Origin of the sequence: Trichormus variabilis 0441, assembly GCF_009856605.1 — a bacterium.
Taxonomy (GTDB): Bacteria; Cyanobacteriota; Cyanobacteriia; order Cyanobacteriales; family Nostocaceae; genus Trichormus; species Trichormus variabilis.
This window is the reverse complement of the sequence record NZ_CP047242.1, coordinates 5116351-5135280: the sequence shown is the minus strand read 5'-3', so window position 1 is coordinate 5135280 and position 18930 is coordinate 5116351. Positions and strand designations below refer to the sequence as shown.

Genomic DNA, 18930 nt, shown 5'->3' with positions numbered 1-18930 from the left:
TTTGCTTCCCCTGCTTCCCCTGCTCCCTGCTCCCTACTCCTCTGCTTCCTAATCTCCAAAACAAAGCTGATACTCTTCTGTAGTTATATTAGGGTTGGTTGTGAGATAATTATGCAGGCGATCGCAAGCACGGTTTAACAACTCATCTAGATTGAGGGTTTGTAGTTCTATCCCCTCCAGGTTCCAGACTTTGATTGTAGTATCATGTCCACCGGATGCCAAAATTTTACCGTCGGGACTAAAACTTACACTCCTGACACCGCCGCGATGTCCTTGGAAGGTTTTTAGTAATGTGCCATGAGTGACATTCCATAGCTTAATTGTGCCGTCGTCACTAGCTGAGGCTATTGTTTTACTATCAGGTGAAAAACTTAAGTTGTAAACTACATCACCATGACCCCGGAGGGTGTAGATTAATTCGCCATCTAAATTCCAGAGTTTGATAGTTTCATCTTGACTAGTTGAAGCGAGAGTTTGACCATCGGGTGAAAAGTTGACACTCCACACACTAGCACTATGACCTTGTAAAGTCCTGATTAGCTTACCATCTAAGCTCCAAATTTTGATGGTTTTGTCAGCACTAGCAGAGACAATATTTTTTCCATCAGCGCTAAATTTAATATCTGTCACCCAACCATTATGCCCTGAGAGAGTTTTCAACAAGCGACCGTTTACACTCCAAAGTTTGATGGTTTTATCAGCACTACCAGAAGCTAATATTTGATTGTCAGGACTGAAACTTAAGCTCGTTATCCAATGGTTGTGACCTGGTAAGCTACGGAGTAAAATGCCATCCCGATTGTAAAGGTGGATAGTATGGTCAGGACTAGCTAAGGCAACGATGTTATTGTCTGGGGTGAAACTGACACTGGTGACATCAGGTAGAGGAGACGATAAGGTTTGCAGTAATTTCCCATCCAGACTCCAGATTTTCATGGTGCTGTCGGTGCTGAGTGAGGTAATTTTCTGACCATCATTGCTAAATTTGACGTAACTGACGCTGCCTTTATGTCCATAAAAGGTTTTGGGTAGTGTTCTGTTCACAGTCCACAGTCTGACAGTATTATCATCACTACCTGAGGCTAATGTATTGCCATCGGGACTAAAACTGAGACTATTGACTTCATGGTTATGTCCAGCAAAAGTTCCTAAGATATTGCCATCACGCGACCAAAGGGTAATAGTTTTATCAGCGCTGGCGGTAGCAATTAACTGTCCATCGGGGGAGAAAATTACTTGCCAAACAGCTTCATTATGTCCCTCTAGAGTTTTCAGCAAAGTACCGTTACGACTCCAGAGTTTTACGGTATTGTCTGCACCAGCCGAAGCAATGGTTTGCCCATCGGGGCTAAAACTAATACTCAATACTTGTTTTGTGTGGGAGGGGATGGTGATTAAAGGGCGACCGTCTAAACTCCACAGTCTAATTGTTCCGTCGTCACTGGCGGAGGCGATGGTATCACCTTCTGGGGAAAATTTGACGCTATTGACACCTTGGCTATGGCCGTTGAGACTAAGTAGTAATTTACCTGCGCGACTCCAAAGATTGATGGTATTGTCACTACCACCAGAGGCGATAATTTCACCATTGGGGGAAAAACTAACACTCTTGACACCTTGGTCATGTCCTTTGAGTGTGGTGATGAGTTTACCGTTGCGTTGCCAAAGCTTGATGGTACTGTCTGCACTACCAGAGGCGATAATTTCACCATCGGGGGAAAAACTGACGCTATTTACCCCATCATTATGACCAGTGAGAGTGGTCAGCAATTTACCATCTCTACGCCAAAGATGGATAGTGTTATCTACACTACCAGAAGCAATAACTTCACCATCTGGTGAATAACTGACACTAGTTACCCAAGCATTATGCAGTAACCGGTTACGTTCTTGAGTGCTGTAGACTGCTTGTTGTAAAGTGGTTGCCGTCTGCGTGCGGGTATCTGCGGGGATTCCTAAGCTAATGTTTTGTACTTCCTTCCCGGCTTGCACACTAGTTATGAGTGCTTCTAATTGTTTGTGGGAGAGGAGAAAGTTTTCCGACAGAGAATTTAAAGCTTGAATTTCTTTGATTTGGGCGTTTTGGGTTTGTTGATAAGCAAAAACCGCTAAACCAAAGGCTGTTAAACCCAACGTACTGATAATACTGACAGCCCTTTGTGCTTGTCTAAGTCGGCTTTGTTCCTGGTGTTGTTTGCGTCGCCTTTCATGGAGACAAGCTTCAATGAAATGTTGGACATCCCAAGATAATTCATCTGTGTAATTCAGATAAATTTCCTCGGCTTCTGCTAACCGGACACCTTGTAATAAAAAGTCGGGCTGTTGGTTGTTTTGCTGCCATAAAGCCGCCGATTGTTCAATTTGTCGATGCGATCGCAATCTACTACGATTTTCCTCCAACCACCACCGTAGAGTTGACCAGTGACGAATTATCACCTCATGGGCTACTTCTATGGTCACGGAAGGAGTTGTAAGCAAGATATTTTCCCCCTGCCCCCTGCCCCCTGCCCCCTGCCTCTTGCCTCCTGCCTCTTCCCAATCCCCATTCACCACCACTAACTTAGCAGCAGTCAAAACTTGCAATGTTCTTTCTACTAAAGCAACAGAGTATTTTTTGACAATTAACTCAGACTTGAGTAGCCGCCGTCTGGTATCTTCTGTTCCTTCACCTAACTGTGTCAGTGATAAAAAAATCCACCTTGTACATTCTTGGGCTTCTGGGTCTAAAGTGTCGTAAACTCCTTGGGCTTTCCTTTCCAATGCGCCTTTAATGCCGCCCAAGTATTGCTGGTAAGCTTGTAAGGTAATTACGCCTTTGTCTCGATATTCCCACAACTGTTCGAGAACAAATTCTAGTAATGGTAAATCTCCAGGGGAGTTATGTAACTCTTGCAATAGCACCTCGACTAATTCCGGGTCTACTGTTAACCCTACTTTTTCGGCGGGATGAATAATAATGCGGCGGTACTCTTCTTGAGTTAAACAAGGCGGTAGCAAAACACTTGACTGCTGTAAAAGCTTTGCTAAGGTAGGTATTTCTAAACAGGGGGCGATAAAATCTGCCCGGAGAGTAAGAATTAATTTAAATTTGTCTGGTGATAACTCCAACGCACCCAAAACAGTGTCAATAAATCTTTGCCTATCTTCACTAGCCGCCAGAGTAAATAATTCTTCAAATTGGTCTAACACCAACACTACCATTGGTTCACTGCGATGATGTAGCCAATGGGCAAATCCTTGCGCCCCTTGATATAACATCCCTTCTATCTGCATTTGTTGATACGCTTTTTCTTTTGCGGTACCACTATCTACTAAGCAATGGGATAAGCTGACTAGAGGATTTTCCCCAGGACGGAGGCTTTTCATCCACCATTGTTGACTCCCTGGTAATTGCTGACCCCGGCGGAGTTGGGCAATTAATCCCGCTTGGACGACGGAAGATTTACCACTTCCCGATGCACCCACTACAGCCATAAATGACTTAGTTTCCAAGTCTGCGATAAGTTGCTGGGTGAGGGTTTCTCTACCGTAAAAATATTGGATATCTTCTTCTTGGAAGGCTTGTAATCCTCTGTAAGGACAAATACCTAAATCAACGATGGCGTTTGGCTGTTTACCTTTAGCGGCTGTACTTGCAGGGATAATTTCAATTACTCCCTTTGTACCTGATAACCAAATGTGTAAGGGTAATGGGGAGGATAGTTGCAATTGGTTAATCCAAGCGGCGGCTGATAGGTTTGGTTGTTCTTGATTTGCCTGTAAGTTAGAGTGTAGAATTTGCAGGAATTGTTGAGGATTGTCTGGTGATGAAGCAGCCGCTATAATACATTGTCCTTGCTCGAATCCCAGTTGTAAGTCTTCTACCCAATCTTGTAAGGATATGTGACTATGTTGGTCTAAAGGACAATCTAAGATGATAATTTGTTGGGAGTATAGCGATCGCCTCAATTGTTGTCTTAACCAGGAACGACTCAACTGAATATTTTCTCCCAGTACTAACACAGGTTCACCAGTTGAACTTTGCGCCAATTTACCCCGCAAATATAATAGGACTGTGGCAAAATGATTTTGCTGGTTTTCTGTCTCCAGTTCTCTAGTTTGTAAACAATTGCTAATTGTAGCCTGTAAATCTTGATTGGTATGAGCCAGAGGCCAATACTCAATCCCAAAGCCTCCTACAGTCCCCAACAGTTGACTAAAAGCCAGAGTTGTTTGATTAATTGCTAACCCTTCCACAATCAAGGCTTTGCGAGCATCGGGAGACACAACTAACGCAGGTTTTACTCCCAAAATCACTTCCCCCACACCTTCAACAATACGTTTTGGTGTTTGCAATGGATATTCTGAATAAACCTGAGTGTTTCCTCGACTGCGATTTTGTTGATTAATTAGCCGTAATTGTTGGTTGGTTTGTTCAATATATTGCCGTGTCTGGTGATAAACGTAGCGATAAAGCCCATCAGCATCAATTAAACCTTGTATGTCTGCTGCTTCACCCCGCAACCCCCGCATCAAATAATAAGTAAATACCCCATGTCCTAATTCGGGAAACTCCCAAGACTGTTGATTGGTATCGCAGGAAAGTAAAGCGTAGAATCCTTTACTTTGTTTTGCCCGTTGGCGTAATAATTCCACTATCTGGGGTGTAGGATTGGGCAAAGATGCTGGTGTGTGGTTACTTCTCGCACCCCTAAATGTGAGGCTACCACTATGACAAGCATCTAGCCAAACTAGCTGCGTCTGTGCTTGGCTATTTTCCAAGCATTGCAAAAGTTCTGGTAAACCTAAACCTGTATTCAATAAATCATCTGTTTGAGTATCTGCTAAACACAAAATCACCTGCTGAGAACCGGTTTCTAGGATACCGTGACCAGAAAAGTAAAATAAAATCGTGTCTTCTGGTTGAGCCTGGTGAGTAACTTTGTTTAAACTATTCCTGACAGTGGCAAGTGTGGGTAGTTGGGTAGCAAAATCATGATGTACCCACTCTGATTTATCGGGAAACCTGTAAGTTGCATCGGCTAAAGCTGCTGCTAAACCTTGACAGTCAACAGCCGAATAACGCAATGTTGGTAGTCTTTCATCTTGGTATTGGTTAACTCCCACTAGCAACAGCCAAAGTTTTGCTTTCCCTGTTGCTAGGGTATGAGTTGAATGACTGGTAGCAACACCGAGTGGAGACATTTTTTTAATTCAAAATTTCCTACGGAAAACTAAATATAAGAATCCGATATTAATATATTTGTACTGTTTTGCTTGGACACGACGACTCGTGCCATATAGGAGGTGAACAAACTCGATATCTTATATGACTATGGTTCTCTCCCGGATACTATATTGACATAAGCTAGAGTTCAATTGATTAATTTCGGCTATAAGTTAGGTTTAATGTCGTTTCTTACAACTATGTAGCAATAAATTCTGCAAAATGTTAACAATAAAATACATTTCTAAATAATTATTAGTAATATAGGATTCATACTTAATTTTTGAAATACAGGTAGTATGGGGCATTGCCAACTAAAACCATAATAAGGTGGGCAATGCCCACCCTACAGATGCTGAGATTTTTATGTGCAATTGTAGGCTACCCCAAAAATAATCAAATCTGATTCCTATATAAAAGTTTGGCGAAGTTATTTTGTGACTTTTGTATTGCCGGAAAATAATAAAAATTAGCCAAACTGGCTACAAAAAGCAATTCGCTTTTGCTAGAGTATGCAAAGTAAAGGAATTACGGTCTTAATCGTTCTATCTTTACTATTTTCAAGAGCATATAAAGCAGACTGATGTTGATTAGTCTGCTAATTTTTCTAACACCATTGTCAGATTTGCGATAGTTACTATCTACGCTGGGCGGTTACCCTATCAACTAAGTTGGTTATACTTTACCACAACACTTTCTCCTAGCTTGACAAGGCGAAATTACATTATCATCCTTTGTTGATTTCCTCTGTTTTTACCTCATACAAATTATGTATGAGGTATTTTTATTGCGCTTTGCGTGTCAGTTGTCAGTTGTCAGTTGTTGAAACTGGTCTAATACCCCAACCCTCACATGGAGTAGTTTTTACATATCTTTGCCACTGACCACTGACCACTGACAAAACTCGATCCCCTTGTGGGTAGAGTTTTTATTTCCCTGAATTTATGCCAACTACTCCCACGATAATTAAAGTCATAGAGATAAACTTAACTAGCGTCATGGATTCACGAAACCAAATTAGACCAACACCAGCAATTAAAGCAGTTCCTAAACCTGCCCAAACAGAGTAAGCAATACTAATGTCAATATTTTTGAGGGATAGTGTCTGGAAAGTAAAACAAAGTCCATAAAATACAAATATCAAAATAGAAGGTGTCAATTTATTAAAACCATCTGATAATTTCATGCAGGTGGTGCCGGAAACTTCAAATATAATTGCCATCAGCAAGTAAACTAAACTTGTAGACATATTGTGATGTATTTTTTACAAAAGCAAAATGTATTATCAGCAAAAATAAATCATGTTGCTATCTAAATAGCTTATAAATTTATTTTTCACATTTCTGCTATCTGGGGAACAGCTATTTTAAAAATCTCATATTCCAGACTTTCTGACTAAACTTTATATATACAGTAGAGTTTACCGAACCAGGAAAATGTGTGTTTCCCGTACCTGAAAATACTGGTTTTTACGGTTCGGTCATCATCATCTATTAAGTGATAAAAACCGAATTTACACTCACCTATTTTCTCAATATGATGAGAACAAATGAAAGATTAAAGCCTGGAAGCGATTCGCAGGAAAACCTTAGAGGAGTCAAAGATATGACAATTATTCGTTGGAACCCTTGGCAAGATTTAAATACTTTACAACGTCAATTAAATCATTTGTTTGAGGAAGATATGCTACCATCTACAGTATTAGAAAGAACCCTAACTAGAGTTCCGGCTGCTGAAATACATGAAACAGCAGAAGCAATTCATCTAAAACTAGAACTTCCTGGAATTGATGCTAAAGATGTAGATTTACAAGTCACTGACAAAGCAGTTTATATTAGTGGCGAACGTAAATCTGAAACTAAGACGGAAGATAAGGGTGTTGTCAAAAGCGAATTCCAATATGGCAAATTCCAACGCGTAATCCCTTTACCCACACGTATTCAAAATACCAACGTCAAGGCAGAATATAAAGATGGTATCTTGAATTTGACATTACCTAAAGCCGAAGCAGAAAAGAATAAAGTCGTGAAGGTTAACATTGAATCTGCTGTTGGCTAACTAGCTTCTATAATGGGCATATTTGCTCATTATACAAAATATTTGATGAACTGCGATCGCTTACGATATTACATAGGCGATCGCATTACGTTGGACTATCAATATAAAATTTTACTATTGCTTCTACGAAACCTTCAAAAGAACTAAAGTCTGTTGACACAAGAGAAACATCCAGACCTAACTTTTGGGCGTTGGCGGCTGTATAAGGGCCAAAACAAGCAACAACACAATGCTGAAACTCATTTTTAGAGTTAAACATTTTTAAAAAACTTTCGATTTCTGCGGTACTACTAAAGGCAATCACATCAATTAAGCCTTGTTGAATTAAATTTATTTCCACCGAGTAAATATTTTTGTCTAAAGATTGAGTTATGTATGTAGGTACACGAATCACCTGCATACCCAATTTTTCTAAATCCTTGATAAAATTAGGCACAATATTAGGCTCAGGTATGCCTATAACTTCTGGCACTGGAACTAAGATTTTTTGTCTACTAATTCCATGTATTTGCGAAAATTTAGCCACAATCCCCGCCGGGCTAGATTCGTCAGGAATTAAATCTACTCTACCAAACAAAGATAATAAAACATCTATATCTTTCCCCAATGCACATAATTGACAATTTTGCAATTTATTTATAGAAATATCTAAATTATGTAGACGTTCAAAAAATGCTATGATGCCGTTTCTACTAGTAAATGCAATCCAATCAAATTCATTTATGCAGCTGATAACAGCATCTAATTGAGAAAAGTTAGGTAAATAGCAGGTTTCTATCGTGGGCATGAGAATCGGTAAACCACCCTTGCAGATAATTTGTGCAGACAACCTAGAAGCGTAGTTTCTTGGCGCTGTTACTAAAATCCTTTTTCCGTATAAGGGCAATTGGTGAGATGCAGTTAGCAAGTTAGACATTGGCAAATATCGAATCAGCAGCGTAATTGTATAGTGTGTTGTTGTTAAGCTGAAAATAAGGGATTAAGTGTGTTAGCAAATATCCGCGCCGCAATCTTTGATATGGATGGTTTGCTTTTTGATACAGAAAGCATTGCTCGTTGGGCATGGCAGCAAGCCTTAGCCAGTCATGGATATATAATGAGTGATAATTTTTATAGTGAATTTGTCGGGCGTGATTTGTCATGGCGAGAAAAAATTCTCAAACAAAGATATGGCAATGATTTTCCTTTTGAGGCGATAAAAAGACACCGAATTGAAATTGGCGATCGCCGAGAACTGCAAGAAGGTTTGCCAATGAAACCAGGTGCGTTAAACTTATTGTGTCAACTAAATAGTTTAGGGATTATCATCGCCTTAGGAACAGGCACATCCCGCAGCCGCACCATCCGCCGTTTAAGCAACGCTGGTATCTTGCCTTACTTTACAACCATTGTCACCAGCGAAGATGTACCACAAGGTAAACCCGCACCAGATATATATTTGGAAGTTAGTCGCAGAATTAATGTTACACCTGTGCAGTGCGTAGTTTTTGAAGACTCATGTGTAGGGGTAGAAGCAGCTTTTAGCGCTGGGATGTATCCGATTATGGTTCCCGATATAGAACAACCATCACCGGAAATCAGATGCTTGACTTACAAAATTTTAGATTCTTTAGAACAAGCCAGTGAATTTTTAGAACAGAGGCTAGAGGCTTAGATTACCCACTCTATTGTCCGCCACTAGCCATTTGTCTAGATTAAATTCTCCCCATTTTTCCGATGCTATCTCTGCCGACAAAACGGCAAGATATGAACATCCAAGAAAATATGTAGAGAAAATTGATGTCTTCATTAATAGGGTTATCCAATAGTTTAGCCGAACTAGTCGAACAAGCTGGTAGTTCTGTTGTTGCTGTGAATGCAGGTACACGGATTTCCTCTAGTGGGATTCATTGGCGCAATGGGATTATTATCACCTCGGATGAATCACTTCCGCGCTATGACGAAATTACCATTACTGTATCCGAGGGACAAAGCCTACCTGCGACTTTCCTCGGTCATGACTCAAGTACTGATATAGCCGTCTTTCAGTTACAAGATGTCCAAATCCCTGTAGCCAAGATTGGTGATGCAGCTACCCTCAAAGTTGGTCATTTAGTATTAGGCTTGGCGAGAAGTAGCGAAGGTGACATCCGTGCAGCGATGGGGCTGGTGAGTGCATTGAGTGGGGCTTGGCGCAGTATAAATGGCGGAAATATAGACCAATTCATTCGTCCAGACATCAACCTCTACCCTGGTTTTGCGGGTGGCGCGCTTGTGGATGCTGCTGGCTACGTAGTGGGGATGAATACATCTGGACGAAGGGGTACGGCTTTGACTATTCCAGCTACTACAGTTAATCGCGTTATTGACCAATTACTAGCCAAAGGTAGAATTTCCCGTGGTTATTTGGGTGTAGGAATGCAGCCAGTCCGGTTACCAGACAATCTCAAAACAGCCTTAAATTTAACTTCCACCACGGGGGTAATTGTTGTCAATATTGAAGCTGCTAGCCCGGCTGATCATGCAGGTCTGTTACTAGGAGATGTGTTGGTCAAATTTGATGGTATTGCCGTCAATGATACAGGTGATGTACTGGCATTACTTAATCATAGCGATCGCATTGGCAAATCCATCACGTTACAAATCATTCGCGGTGGGGCATTGTTGGACTTAGATGTTGTCGTCGGTGAAAGTCAGGCGATTGAGGAAGGTAGGAAGCATGAACCACACGGCAGAGGGCATGAGGGCGGTAGAAGACATGAGGGCGGCAGGAGGCATGGAAAGAGATAGGAACACAGGAATTTGTAGTTAATACTACCAATAAAAATACGGTATAAATTAGATGATTGGCGTAATGGTAGTTGCTGCTTCCCATGTAATAAGGGCGGGATTATCTGCGGTGATAGCGGGTAATCCTCAGATGACTGTTGTGGGCAGTGTATCAGATATAGATGGAATGACCAAGGAAATTCAGCAATTACAACTAGATGTAGTGCTGTTAGATTGGGGCAGAAACTCTCAATCAGATTGGGATAAATTACTAGTCATACAAGAACAACAAGACTCATTGAGAGTGATGCTGATTGTCAAAGAACTGGAGGGAATTGATATAGAAGCAGCACTACGTTCTGGCGTGCGGGGTATATTACTTGATACCAGCACAGAATCAGAAATTTTAACAGCAATTGAAGCGATCGCCCTTGGTCTCATTGTCATACATCCAGATGTCCTAGAATTTTTTTCTGTACGGGAAAAAGCAGTAACTAATCCTGTCCAATCATTGACACCGAGAGAAATAGAGGTTTTACAAATGCTTGGTTCCGGCTTAGGAAATAAAGCGATCGCTCAAAGTCTACATATTTCCGACCATACAGTGAAGTTTCATGTTTCCTCTATCTTTCAAAAACTAGCTGTTTCCACCCGCACCGAAGCCGTTACCGTTGGTGTTCGACTAGGCTTAATTCTCTTGTAATTTTTGCAACTTTATTAACAACTTCTAAAGAAAAGATTAAGTAATTGATTAGTATAATTAACCTTGTTTTAACTATGTAATTTACGCAGCCATTAAGGTATCATTCTCTAGATAGCTAGATATCAGCCATCTCCTCAATTAAAAGTCTAGAAACGATATTCTTATGCTCAAAATTCCTAATGTGCAGAAGTTGTTTTCTACTGCTGCTTCTTTAGTATCAATCACAGCAATTTTTTGTAGCCAACCTGTACTTGCAGCCTCTTTTAAGCCAACCCCCCTAATCATCGACGACGATGGCAGCCAAGACGGCATGACTGCATTGGCTTATATGCTAGCCAATCCCAAATTTGATGTCCAAGCAATTACCATCGCCCAAGGTATAGCCCGCCCAGAAAGCTTTGTGAACAACCTGGAACGGATGCTAGGCAGACTAAATGCTTCTGGCATCCCTGTTGGTATCGGCAGATCCACTCCCCTGGCAGGAAATAATACTTTCCCAGAATTTATTCGCACTGGTGCAGACACTTTTTGGTCTCCCTTCGTCCAACTACCTGATACAGCACCACCTATAGTAACTCGACCAGCCGCAGAACTGATTGTGGAGAAAGTGAAGCAGTCATTAGCACCTGTAGCAATCTTGGCAACTGGATCTTTAACCAATATTGCTGAAGCATTACGGCTTGACCCCACCATTATCAACAACATTGCCATCATCGAAATCATGGGAGGCGCAGTTTTCGTACCTGGAAATCTCCCAGTCCTGCCTGATCCCCCATTTTCTACCAACACGACAGCTGAGTTCAACATCTGGGTTGACCCTTTAGCAGCACAAGAAGTATTTGCAGCCGGAGGGCAAGGATTAAAAATTCAGTTGACCCCCCTGGATGCTACAAACCAGATTGCCTTTTCTCGTGCCGATCAACAAGCATGGCTAGCTACTGCAACACCAGAAAGTAAGTTAGCAGCAGAATTTTTAGACTTTGCCTTGACCATAATTCAAAGTAACAATGACCCCAACCCAGCTTGGGATCTAGTTGCAGCCATTAACTTGAGTGAACCAGATTTCTCAGTAGAAACTCCTTTATACTTAGAAGTTGATACGACCTCAGATCCTGGGGGTACTCAAGGGCAAACTCGTGCTATTTCTAATTTGCCCCCCAATGTTCTAGTTTCCCTCAACCCCAGTTTTAATAATTTGCCCTTTCGACCAGGCCAAGTCTTCTCTTACCTACAAACCCAGTCTGTTCCCGAACCAACATCAATTGCAGGAATCTTACTTCTAGCCACAGTCAGTGCTGGTATGATGGCGCGACGTTCTCAGAAAAAAGTTTAGTAGTAAAGTTTGGGGATAGGGTATGGAAAAGTAGTTTATTTTCTATGCCCTATGCTAGCGAGAAATTACGAATTACAAATTATATAACACCAAGCCAAACTCCTCACCCGTAGACCGAAAGCCAATGCCCTGATAAGCTGCTTGGGCTGCATAATTTTCCTGACTTGTAAACAAGATAGCGCGTTCTACACCTTGGGATTTTGCCGCCAACAACGACCCAGCGACAACAGATTTAGCGTAACCCTTACCGCGTAATTTGGGTGGTGTCCAAACGCCGCCAATCTGTACAATATCAGGCAGACGGGCATTAAATGCAGTATAAGCAACAGGAGTATTTTCTGCTATCAATAGCCAGTGTTTAGCTGTAGATTGACGTGCTGCAATTTCTGCACGGCAAGCAGATAATAAATCAGGCGTTGCTACTTTTCCCAAAGCTTCCACATGAAAAGCAGCACTCCATTCACTAAGTAATTCCAACTCTTGTACATCTGGCAAACGACATTGCACCTGACCCGATGCTAAAGCTGGAGGTACTTGTAAGTCTTGTAACGCCAGCGAAAGTAATTTTTCTTGTTCATCCATTTGAGTTGGTCTGTCAGCCAATCCCAAAACTTGTTTTGCAGCTGCCACCTGTGTTGCCGGCCCAGCAATTCCAGAAACAGCAAGGCCAGATTGTTCTACTGTTTGTTGTACTACCTCTGCAAGGTAAACAGGTGCTTGAACTATGATCATCCCATTCCAATAATGGGCAGCGATCGCAACTATATTTTTATCTACGATAGCAGCTACATAAGTTCCTTGAAATCTCTCACCTTGATTAATCAGTCCTCCCTCTCGTGAGTTGGAACGTAAGAACATTGAGGTATCAACGTGCTGCATCAAAAAATTTTCTAGCAACACTTCATCCCCAGTTTGTAAGGTTTTTAAGGTAGGCACTTGTGGATGTATCTAGCAGTTTGAATTAATTTCCTGTTGGTACAAAATGCCGTAAATAAATTACGCATTAAAAATACCAGAAACTTTTGTTGAGAAGCAATTACGTAGCAGCAAGCCTAGTCTTGGAATGTTAATAATTAAGTAGCTCGCTTTGCTAGGTAAGCGTCAGCCCACCCGTAGGGTAATTGTGAATTCTTACTGCTTGTGGGAAAAAAATTATGCAGCAGCGAACATTTTCTTCAAATTTTTTGGGTGTGTTACTTGTAAATATTGGTTTGCCATTTCTGGTGTTAAAAGTTCTATCATGATTTTGTTTTCTAACCAAAACTCAATCACATCAAAGAAGGAATCACGATTACAGCGTACTGTTCTCCAACCTTCCCGGTTGCCAATTTCTGCAATTTTTTCTTCTGTAGCAGAGACTGAAATAGCTGCGTGAGTGGCGGTAAAGCCGGAAACATTGCTAGCTTCTGCAAAAATGCCTCCTTGCTCACCTTCACCAGGTTTTATATATGTTTCTAAAGGATAAACTTCGATTCCTGTACCGTATTCATCCAACGGAAAAACCATGTAGCTACCTGGATGGGGGAAAAAGGGAACAGCTTCTCCATTCAGAACTTCTGCTAGTACTTGAGCAACGTGCTGGGGATTTTCAACAGATATAGATATGTGGTGAATCATAATATTACCTCTCGCCCTGTCATTATGGGGCTAATAAACTTCATTTTTGGTGGAGTGGGACTTTCCACAATTGCCTTAATTACTTCTCACTGCTGACGCAGCAATTTATGCAATCATGAGCAAAAAAATGAGTGAGTGGCTTTTTCTATGATGATTCACTATGAGCAATCTGATAAACACATTAATTTCTACAGTATATTTTTTTGTAAAAAATAATACTCTTTCTCAAGACAGATTCTAAATGAAGAGCGATGGCGTAGTTGATTGCCTCTAAATTTATGCCAAAGTTGCTACAAGTTCTTTGAGGCGATCGCGTCCATCCCGAAACACAGACCAACCATCTCCTACTAACACAGCTTCTACCTTCTCCAATGCGGCTAATCTGCGGACTGAAGCCACGACTTTTTGCTTATTCATCAGCTTTTCATCAGGTAATATCTCCAAACCCCCTGCTCGATATGCCCGGACTAAATCCCCTGTAATTAAGGTTGTTTCTTCCAACAGCAATGCTAGCTCTCCGGGAGTTTTAGAACCTTGGAGTTCCATTACCTTTAATCCTGGTACAAGTTCATCACCATCAGATAACCAGCGATCGCAATATATAGGAAAATTTTCTTTCTCTGCGACCGGCCCAGCTATTTTGGTATAGGTTTGGTCGGCAATTTCCTTCGCTGACCTCACATGATCAGAGTTTGTCAGGACAATCCACACCACTCCACCGAGAGATTCCAAGTGCTTCCAATCATGATTTGATAAAGCTACTGGATCAATCAATATATTGCCTTCAGGGCGAATCCAGGCAAACCCATTGAAATCAATATTTCTTGCAGGGTTGAAAGTAGACCAGCTATATAGATCAGGACGGTGCAGGGATTTCATAATAATTCTGGTTCTATACCTTCAAAAGCTTTCGGTTGATCAATCAGCATCCTTAATTTATCAATAATTCCGTCTTTAGTTCAAAAATAAGAATGTAAAGGCAGGAAGTGTAGTAGATAGGGGGAGAATCTCTGATTCAGCAGAGGTTAAATGCCCTGAAACTGCTGACAGCAATTACTACTCCCCACTCCTTAGACATAAGCAAAATCAACGGTATAAGGTTCCTCCAGTGATTGTTGAGTGCTGGCTTTGATGGCATCAAGATAACGGTGGAGCGCCTGTAATTGTTGGGAATTGGGGCGGTAGGTGAGATTGCCTTGTTTTTCAAAAAGTGGTGTGTTGGTGTTGGCGTAGCCCGTCGTAGACATCGCTTGATAGTCAAGATTGCTGAGAGAATGTTGGGTAAGCCAGCTAGATTCTGGGGAGGCGGGTACTAAGCCGGCTGGCAATTCTCCTTCGAGGAAAGCTAATAGTCGTTGCTGACAAATATTAGTATTGATTCCACGTCCTTCAAATAACTGGAGAATTTCACTAAAAGATAAAGTCCGGTTGGGCAAAACTCGCAGTAATTCTGTAAATAGGAAGTAGTCTGTGTATTGATGTCTGGATTCTTCCAAGACTTGGGAATGTAGGGGTAGTAAAGCTAAACCACAAGCAACACGACTACAATTAGGTGCGCCATTTTCTCCCAGGTATGAGTCTTGAATAATTTTGGCATTGGGGAGTTTTTGTCGCAACCACAGGTTGACAACCCCTAAGTTAGCCACCCCACCTGTGAGAATTGCTTGATTAATTGCTTCTGTGGGGATACCACGGGCTACTAATAATTTGTTGAGTTCCCGATTTAGGCGACGGGCAAAGGGAACAAATACCTGACTTTCTAATTCTCGACGCTGTAACACCCATCGTTGGTCTGCTAATTCTAGGGTAAAAGATTCTTGATGTTGCAAAATCAGTTTTAATGCTAGGGCTGCGTCTAAAACTGCTTGTCCTAACAGAGAACTTTCCAAATGTTGCTGGAGGCGAATCCGTGCCGGAATATCAGGTTCTCCCAAACGGGGCAATTCTAATTTTTCCAATCCCAAACTTTCCCATTGCATCCGGTCTAAACCAGGCATAGACGGTTGCCATTGCCAAGGATTACTGGTAATTTTCTGATTATCTTCTGGGCTTTCCCAGCGAGCTTTCCGGTATTTTGGTGATGCGAGTAATTGACAGATAATATCCTGCTCGATTCCTTTGCTGGCATAGGCAAAACTGTGAAGCATGAAATTATTATGTGTCAGTTGGGATAGGTTCTCAGGAATATCCACCAGCGCCATTTCTGTGGCTGTTCCGCCGATATTCATAATTAAGGTGTTGCCCACCAAAGCATGATCGCTATTTTTGGCTGGGGATAAACCTTGGTGAGTGCTTAATTGTACTACCTGACCATTACCACCATCGATAAAACTGAGGAGACTAGCGATCGCCTCTTCCACAAAAAATACTTGCTGGGGATGTTGAACTAACTTACTTGTGAGTAAAGCTTCTCGGACATTAAAGCGATATTGTTCTGACCAACTGGCAGGACAATTACAAATAATCCCCGCAATATTACTGACAATACCATGAAAAGTGCGTTGATTAAGACCTACAGCCGTAGCGATTAACCCCTGAGTTGTGCTGTAGCGGTCGGCTTTGAGGGTCAAGAGTAATTTGGAGAGCGATCGTACTACCCAAATCAAAGGCCCAGCAGATGATTCATTAAATTGCAGTACAGGCTCCCATCTCTGCTGCTCATTTTTGTAGGGGATAGCTACTTGTAAATACGGCTTCAACTGGACTGAATACAGATGATTTTTGATGTCAGCCACCTCTTGCTCAGAAGTAACTTGGGGTACAGAAGCCGTCGGCAAATAAACTTCGGCTGGTAGCCGGAACGATTGCTGGAATGAATTTGCCCCTGGTTGAGCCTCCGTTGACCAGTAAATAGGATGCACAACACCAGTAGAGCGATTTAACAAAGCAGCAGAAATTCCTGTGGTTCCCAAATCAATGCCTAAATACCAGATGGAATCGTCACTACGAGACTTAGTATCAGTATCTTTGTTAACATTATGATTGGTAGAATCTGCTGGATTGTTTTGACCAGTAGGGGGAACCTCCGTTGGCTTTTCATTAGTTGTCGTCAAATTTAAGACATTGGTCGCCGGAGGTATAACAGAAGTCTGGTTAACCTCAGGAACAGAGAAAGCAACAACGTTACTTGTTTCAGTAATTGGTGGTTGAATTGGCTTTTCTTGGTTGTCAGCTACAGTATCAGCGTCCTTTAACTCAGTTACTGGTTCTGACTCGGATGACGCATAATCATCTAACTTCGCCAAATCTTGATGTAATTGTAGCCATTGCTCCTCATTCAGAGAAATATCTGGTGGGTTAACCAACTGAGTTACTTCGGAAGATAGTAAATTTTCCTGCGGCGAAGCGGGAATATAATGGTCTGTCGTATCCTCAGGCTGCTCATGAGGCGTAATAACTTCTATGTCTTGGGCAATCTGGAGGACATCTGTCTGTTCTAGAAGCACAGGCACATCCGCCAACTCTTCGGCAAACTCAATATCTACCAGAGATGTAATCGTATCAGTACTGTTTGGTTGTACAGGTTCAATTTCTGGCAAGACAGAAACATTCAACGGAACTGCTGGCTCTGTTGGTAAATCAATTGATTGTGTTAGCAAAACTGGGTTTTCTGGCGTTGGAGCATCACTGAAATTAAACAGTTCAGCCTCTGGTTGATCTAATAACAACGACGTTGTTGATGCTTCTGCTGATACTTCAGGAGATTCTGCCTCTGGAGTATCACTAAAATCAAACAAATCAGTATCTGATTGATCAAACCATACATCTGGCATAATTGCCGCAGTATCCGCCTCAGCTAGAAAATTACTTTCAATTCCAGGAGAGCTATCATCAACATTCAACTCCAGTAAATCGGGAGTAATTAAATCTGGGCTGACTTCCAGACTTTCACCTGCAAAATTATCATTACCAAACAAACTGGCATAAATTAGATCAACTTCATCATTCGCAAATTCCCAACTATTGGGTAATAGTGTGGTGAGATTGTCAGGGTTCTCTAAAGATAAAGGTGCATCAACACCAAGCTGCAAAAGTACTGCATCTAGTTCATCTGTATCTATCTCTGACGGCGATTTTTGGTCAAATCCTACCGTAGAAGTTGATTCTTGACGAACTACAGTACTACTAGAATTAGTTGGCGTTGAGACTTCAATTACAGTATGAACCGGAATTGATGATGGTGGTGGGGCTGTAGGTGCAGGATTTTCCTCTTTAGGAACAGATGGCTGGAAATTAGACAATTGTTGTAGAGATTGTGTCCAATTGTTGATGAAGCCAGCCATCAACTGTTCGCTTTGTAATCCCGTACTGTGCATTCTTGCCAGTGCTTGAGACAGAGATTCGTGATAGGTATTAATATTGCGTTGTAGCGCCTCGAAAACAACGTTAACAGTACCATCTAGTGATAGTAAGCGTTGATCTAACTCTTTTGTCAGTTGTGTTAGCCTGTCTCCCTGTTCTGATGATTCCCAAAAAGTTGGAGTTATTGCAGGAGGTAAGTCTAATCTGGCGCTGTTACTGCTGTTATAACTAGTGGGGTTTACGCCCCCCTCTGTTATCTGTGGTGTTAAAACTGGCAGTAAGCGACTCATGAGTACTTGTAGAAAGTCTGTGATAATCTGCTCTTGGTTGGCTAACTGCTGACTTAAGGAGTAATTTTGTAACCGTTTTTGTTCTAGTTGTCTAATTTCTTGTGCCAGAATTGTTCGCTCTTGCAACAGCGCTGTAATTTCCCCTTGCAACGGCTGTATTAATTCTGACAATTCGTTTTTTAATTGTTGGAATGGAATATTATTATCTTCTTGATGTGGCTGATGGGGTTGTGGTGCAGACTGATTTTGACCTTGTTCAACAAATTTTGTCAACAGCCGGGAATTATGATTTGGTTCATTCTCTGATGTTTCACTCCCTTGGAGACTGACCAAAAAATTACGAACTTTTTCTAAAACCTCTTTTGGCTCTTGCGCCTGACTAGACAAAAGCCTAGACAGGCGCTTGCCATTGCTGTTGAGCAAATTGTCAATATCTGCAATCAATTTTTGAATTTCATCAGTGCGGGAAGTCACTTTAAATTACCTTAGCTACAAATGTTAGGTTAACTGGATTAGAAAATTAATTTACAATCAATAAAATTACTGAGAGTTAGTCAGCGCATTTGTTTTATTTATGACCGATATTTGTGGCATTCCCTGGGGTTGCCGCCAATACCGTCAATTGGTAACTATCAAAAGTGAAAAAGAGGCGCTTAGATCAGGTTTTAGAATT

At 41.5% G+C, this 18930-nt stretch carries 12 protein-coding genes; 5 read left to right on the top strand and 7 right to left on the bottom strand.

The window, feature by feature from the left end; genetic code table 11:
• Positions 1 to 48: 48 nt before the first annotated feature.
• The gene (locus GSQ19_RS21140) at positions 49 to 5184 is read right to left on the bottom strand and encodes an nSTAND1 domain-containing NTPase (protein WP_011319817.1); all 5136 of its coding nucleotides are present in this window, start codon (positions 5182 to 5184) and stop codon (positions 49 to 51) included.
• A 950-nt stretch (positions 5185 to 6134) separates the two neighbouring features.
• On the bottom strand, positions 6135 to 6455 hold the full coding sequence (locus tag GSQ19_RS21135) for a DMT family transporter (RefSeq protein ID WP_011319816.1): 321 nt from the start codon (positions 6453 to 6455) through the stop codon (positions 6135 to 6137).
• A 356-nt stretch (positions 6456 to 6811) separates the two neighbouring features.
• Between GSQ19_RS21135 and GSQ19_RS21130 the strand changes: the two genes are divergently transcribed.
• On the top strand, positions 6812 to 7264 hold the full coding sequence (locus GSQ19_RS21130; protein WP_041456240.1) for an Hsp20/alpha crystallin family protein: 453 nt from the start codon (positions 6812 to 6814) through the stop codon (positions 7262 to 7264).
• Positions 7265 to 7349: 85 nt separating this feature from the next.
• Here GSQ19_RS21130 and GSQ19_RS21125 read toward each other — a convergent pair whose 3' ends face one another.
• The gene (locus GSQ19_RS21125; protein WP_011319814.1) at positions 7350 to 8180 is read right to left on the bottom strand and encodes a uroporphyrinogen-III synthase; all 831 of its coding nucleotides are present in this window, start codon (positions 8178 to 8180) and stop codon (positions 7350 to 7352) included.
• Between the two features lie 69 nt (positions 8181 to 8249).
• Between GSQ19_RS21125 and GSQ19_RS21120 the strand changes: the two genes are divergently transcribed.
• The 4 genes from GSQ19_RS21120 (at position 8250) to GSQ19_RS21105 (ending at position 12048) form a co-directional block, all read left to right on the top strand.
• Positions 8250 to 8918: an HAD family hydrolase gene (locus GSQ19_RS21120; RefSeq protein ID WP_011319813.1), complete on the top strand. Its 669-nt coding sequence runs from the start codon at positions 8250 to 8252 to the stop codon at positions 8916 to 8918.
• A 125-nt stretch (positions 8919 to 9043) separates the two neighbouring features.
• Positions 9044 to 10033, top strand: a complete 990-nt coding sequence (locus GSQ19_RS21115) for a S1C family serine protease (protein WP_011319812.1) — start codon at positions 9044 to 9046, stop codon at positions 10031 to 10033.
• 52 nt (positions 10034 to 10085) lie between these two features.
• Entirely contained in the window at positions 10086 to 10715 is a 630-nt protein-coding gene (locus GSQ19_RS21110) for a response regulator transcription factor (protein WP_011319811.1), read from the top strand.
• A gap of 163 nt (positions 10716 to 10878) precedes the next feature.
• A complete protein-coding gene (locus GSQ19_RS21105; RefSeq protein ID WP_011319810.1) occupies positions 10879 to 12048 on the top strand; it encodes a nucleoside hydrolase in 1170 nt (389 codons plus the stop codon).
• A 72-nt stretch (positions 12049 to 12120) separates the two neighbouring features.
• Here GSQ19_RS21105 and GSQ19_RS21100 read toward each other — a convergent pair whose 3' ends face one another.
• The 4 genes from GSQ19_RS21100 to GSQ19_RS21085 form a co-directional block, all read right to left on the bottom strand.
• Positions 12121 to 12984, bottom strand: coding sequence for a GNAT family N-acetyltransferase (locus GSQ19_RS21100; protein ID WP_011319809.1), 864 nt, complete (start codon positions 12982 to 12984; stop codon positions 12121 to 12123).
• A 216-nt stretch (positions 12985 to 13200) separates the two neighbouring features.
• A complete protein-coding gene (locus GSQ19_RS21095) occupies positions 13201 to 13665 on the bottom strand; it encodes a hypothetical protein (RefSeq protein WP_011319808.1) in 465 nt (154 codons plus the stop codon).
• A 276-nt stretch (positions 13666 to 13941) separates the two neighbouring features.
• Positions 13942 to 14544, bottom strand: a complete 603-nt coding sequence (locus tag GSQ19_RS21090; RefSeq protein ID WP_011319807.1) for an MBL fold metallo-hydrolase — start codon at positions 14542 to 14544, stop codon at positions 13942 to 13944.
• 191 nt (positions 14545 to 14735) lie between these two features.
• Positions 14736 to 18731 (bottom strand): hypothetical protein, encoded by a 3996-nt coding sequence (locus tag GSQ19_RS21085; protein WP_011319806.1) that lies wholly within the window; start codon positions 18729 to 18731, stop codon positions 14736 to 14738.
• Positions 18732 to 18930 lie beyond the last annotated feature (199 nt).

Bases quoted from the DNA above. Each gene is read 5' to 3' on its own strand.
- GSQ19_RS21130 (WP_041456240.1), top strand. From the start codon at position 6,812: ATGACAATTATTCGTTGGAACCCTTGGCAAGATTTAAATACTTTACAA.
- GSQ19_RS21125 (WP_011319814.1), bottom strand. From the start codon at position 8,180: ATGTCTAACTTGCTAACTGCATCTCACCAATTGCCCTTATACGGAAAA.
- GSQ19_RS21115 (WP_011319812.1), top strand. From the start codon at position 9,044: ATGTCTTCATTAATAGGGTTATCCAATAGTTTAGCCGAACTAGTCGAA.
- GSQ19_RS21105 (WP_011319810.1), top strand. From the start codon at position 10,879: ATGCTCAAAATTCCTAATGTGCAGAAGTTGTTTTCTACTGCTGCTTCT.
- GSQ19_RS21135 (WP_011319816.1), bottom strand. From the start codon at position 6,455: ATGTCTACAAGTTTAGTTTACTTGCTGATGGCAATTATATTTGAAGTT.
- GSQ19_RS21090 (WP_011319807.1), bottom strand. From the start codon at position 14,544: ATGAAATCCCTGCACCGTCCTGATCTATATAGCTGGTCTACTTTCAAC.
- GSQ19_RS21110 (WP_011319811.1), top strand. From the start codon at position 10,086: ATGATTGGCGTAATGGTAGTTGCTGCTTCCCATGTAATAAGGGCGGGA.
- GSQ19_RS21140 (WP_011319817.1), bottom strand. From the start codon at position 5,184: ATGTCTCCACTCGGTGTTGCTACCAGTCATTCAACTCATACCCTAGCA.
- GSQ19_RS21095 (WP_011319808.1), bottom strand. From the start codon at position 13,665: ATGATTCACCACATATCTATATCTGTTGAAAATCCCCAGCACGTTGCT.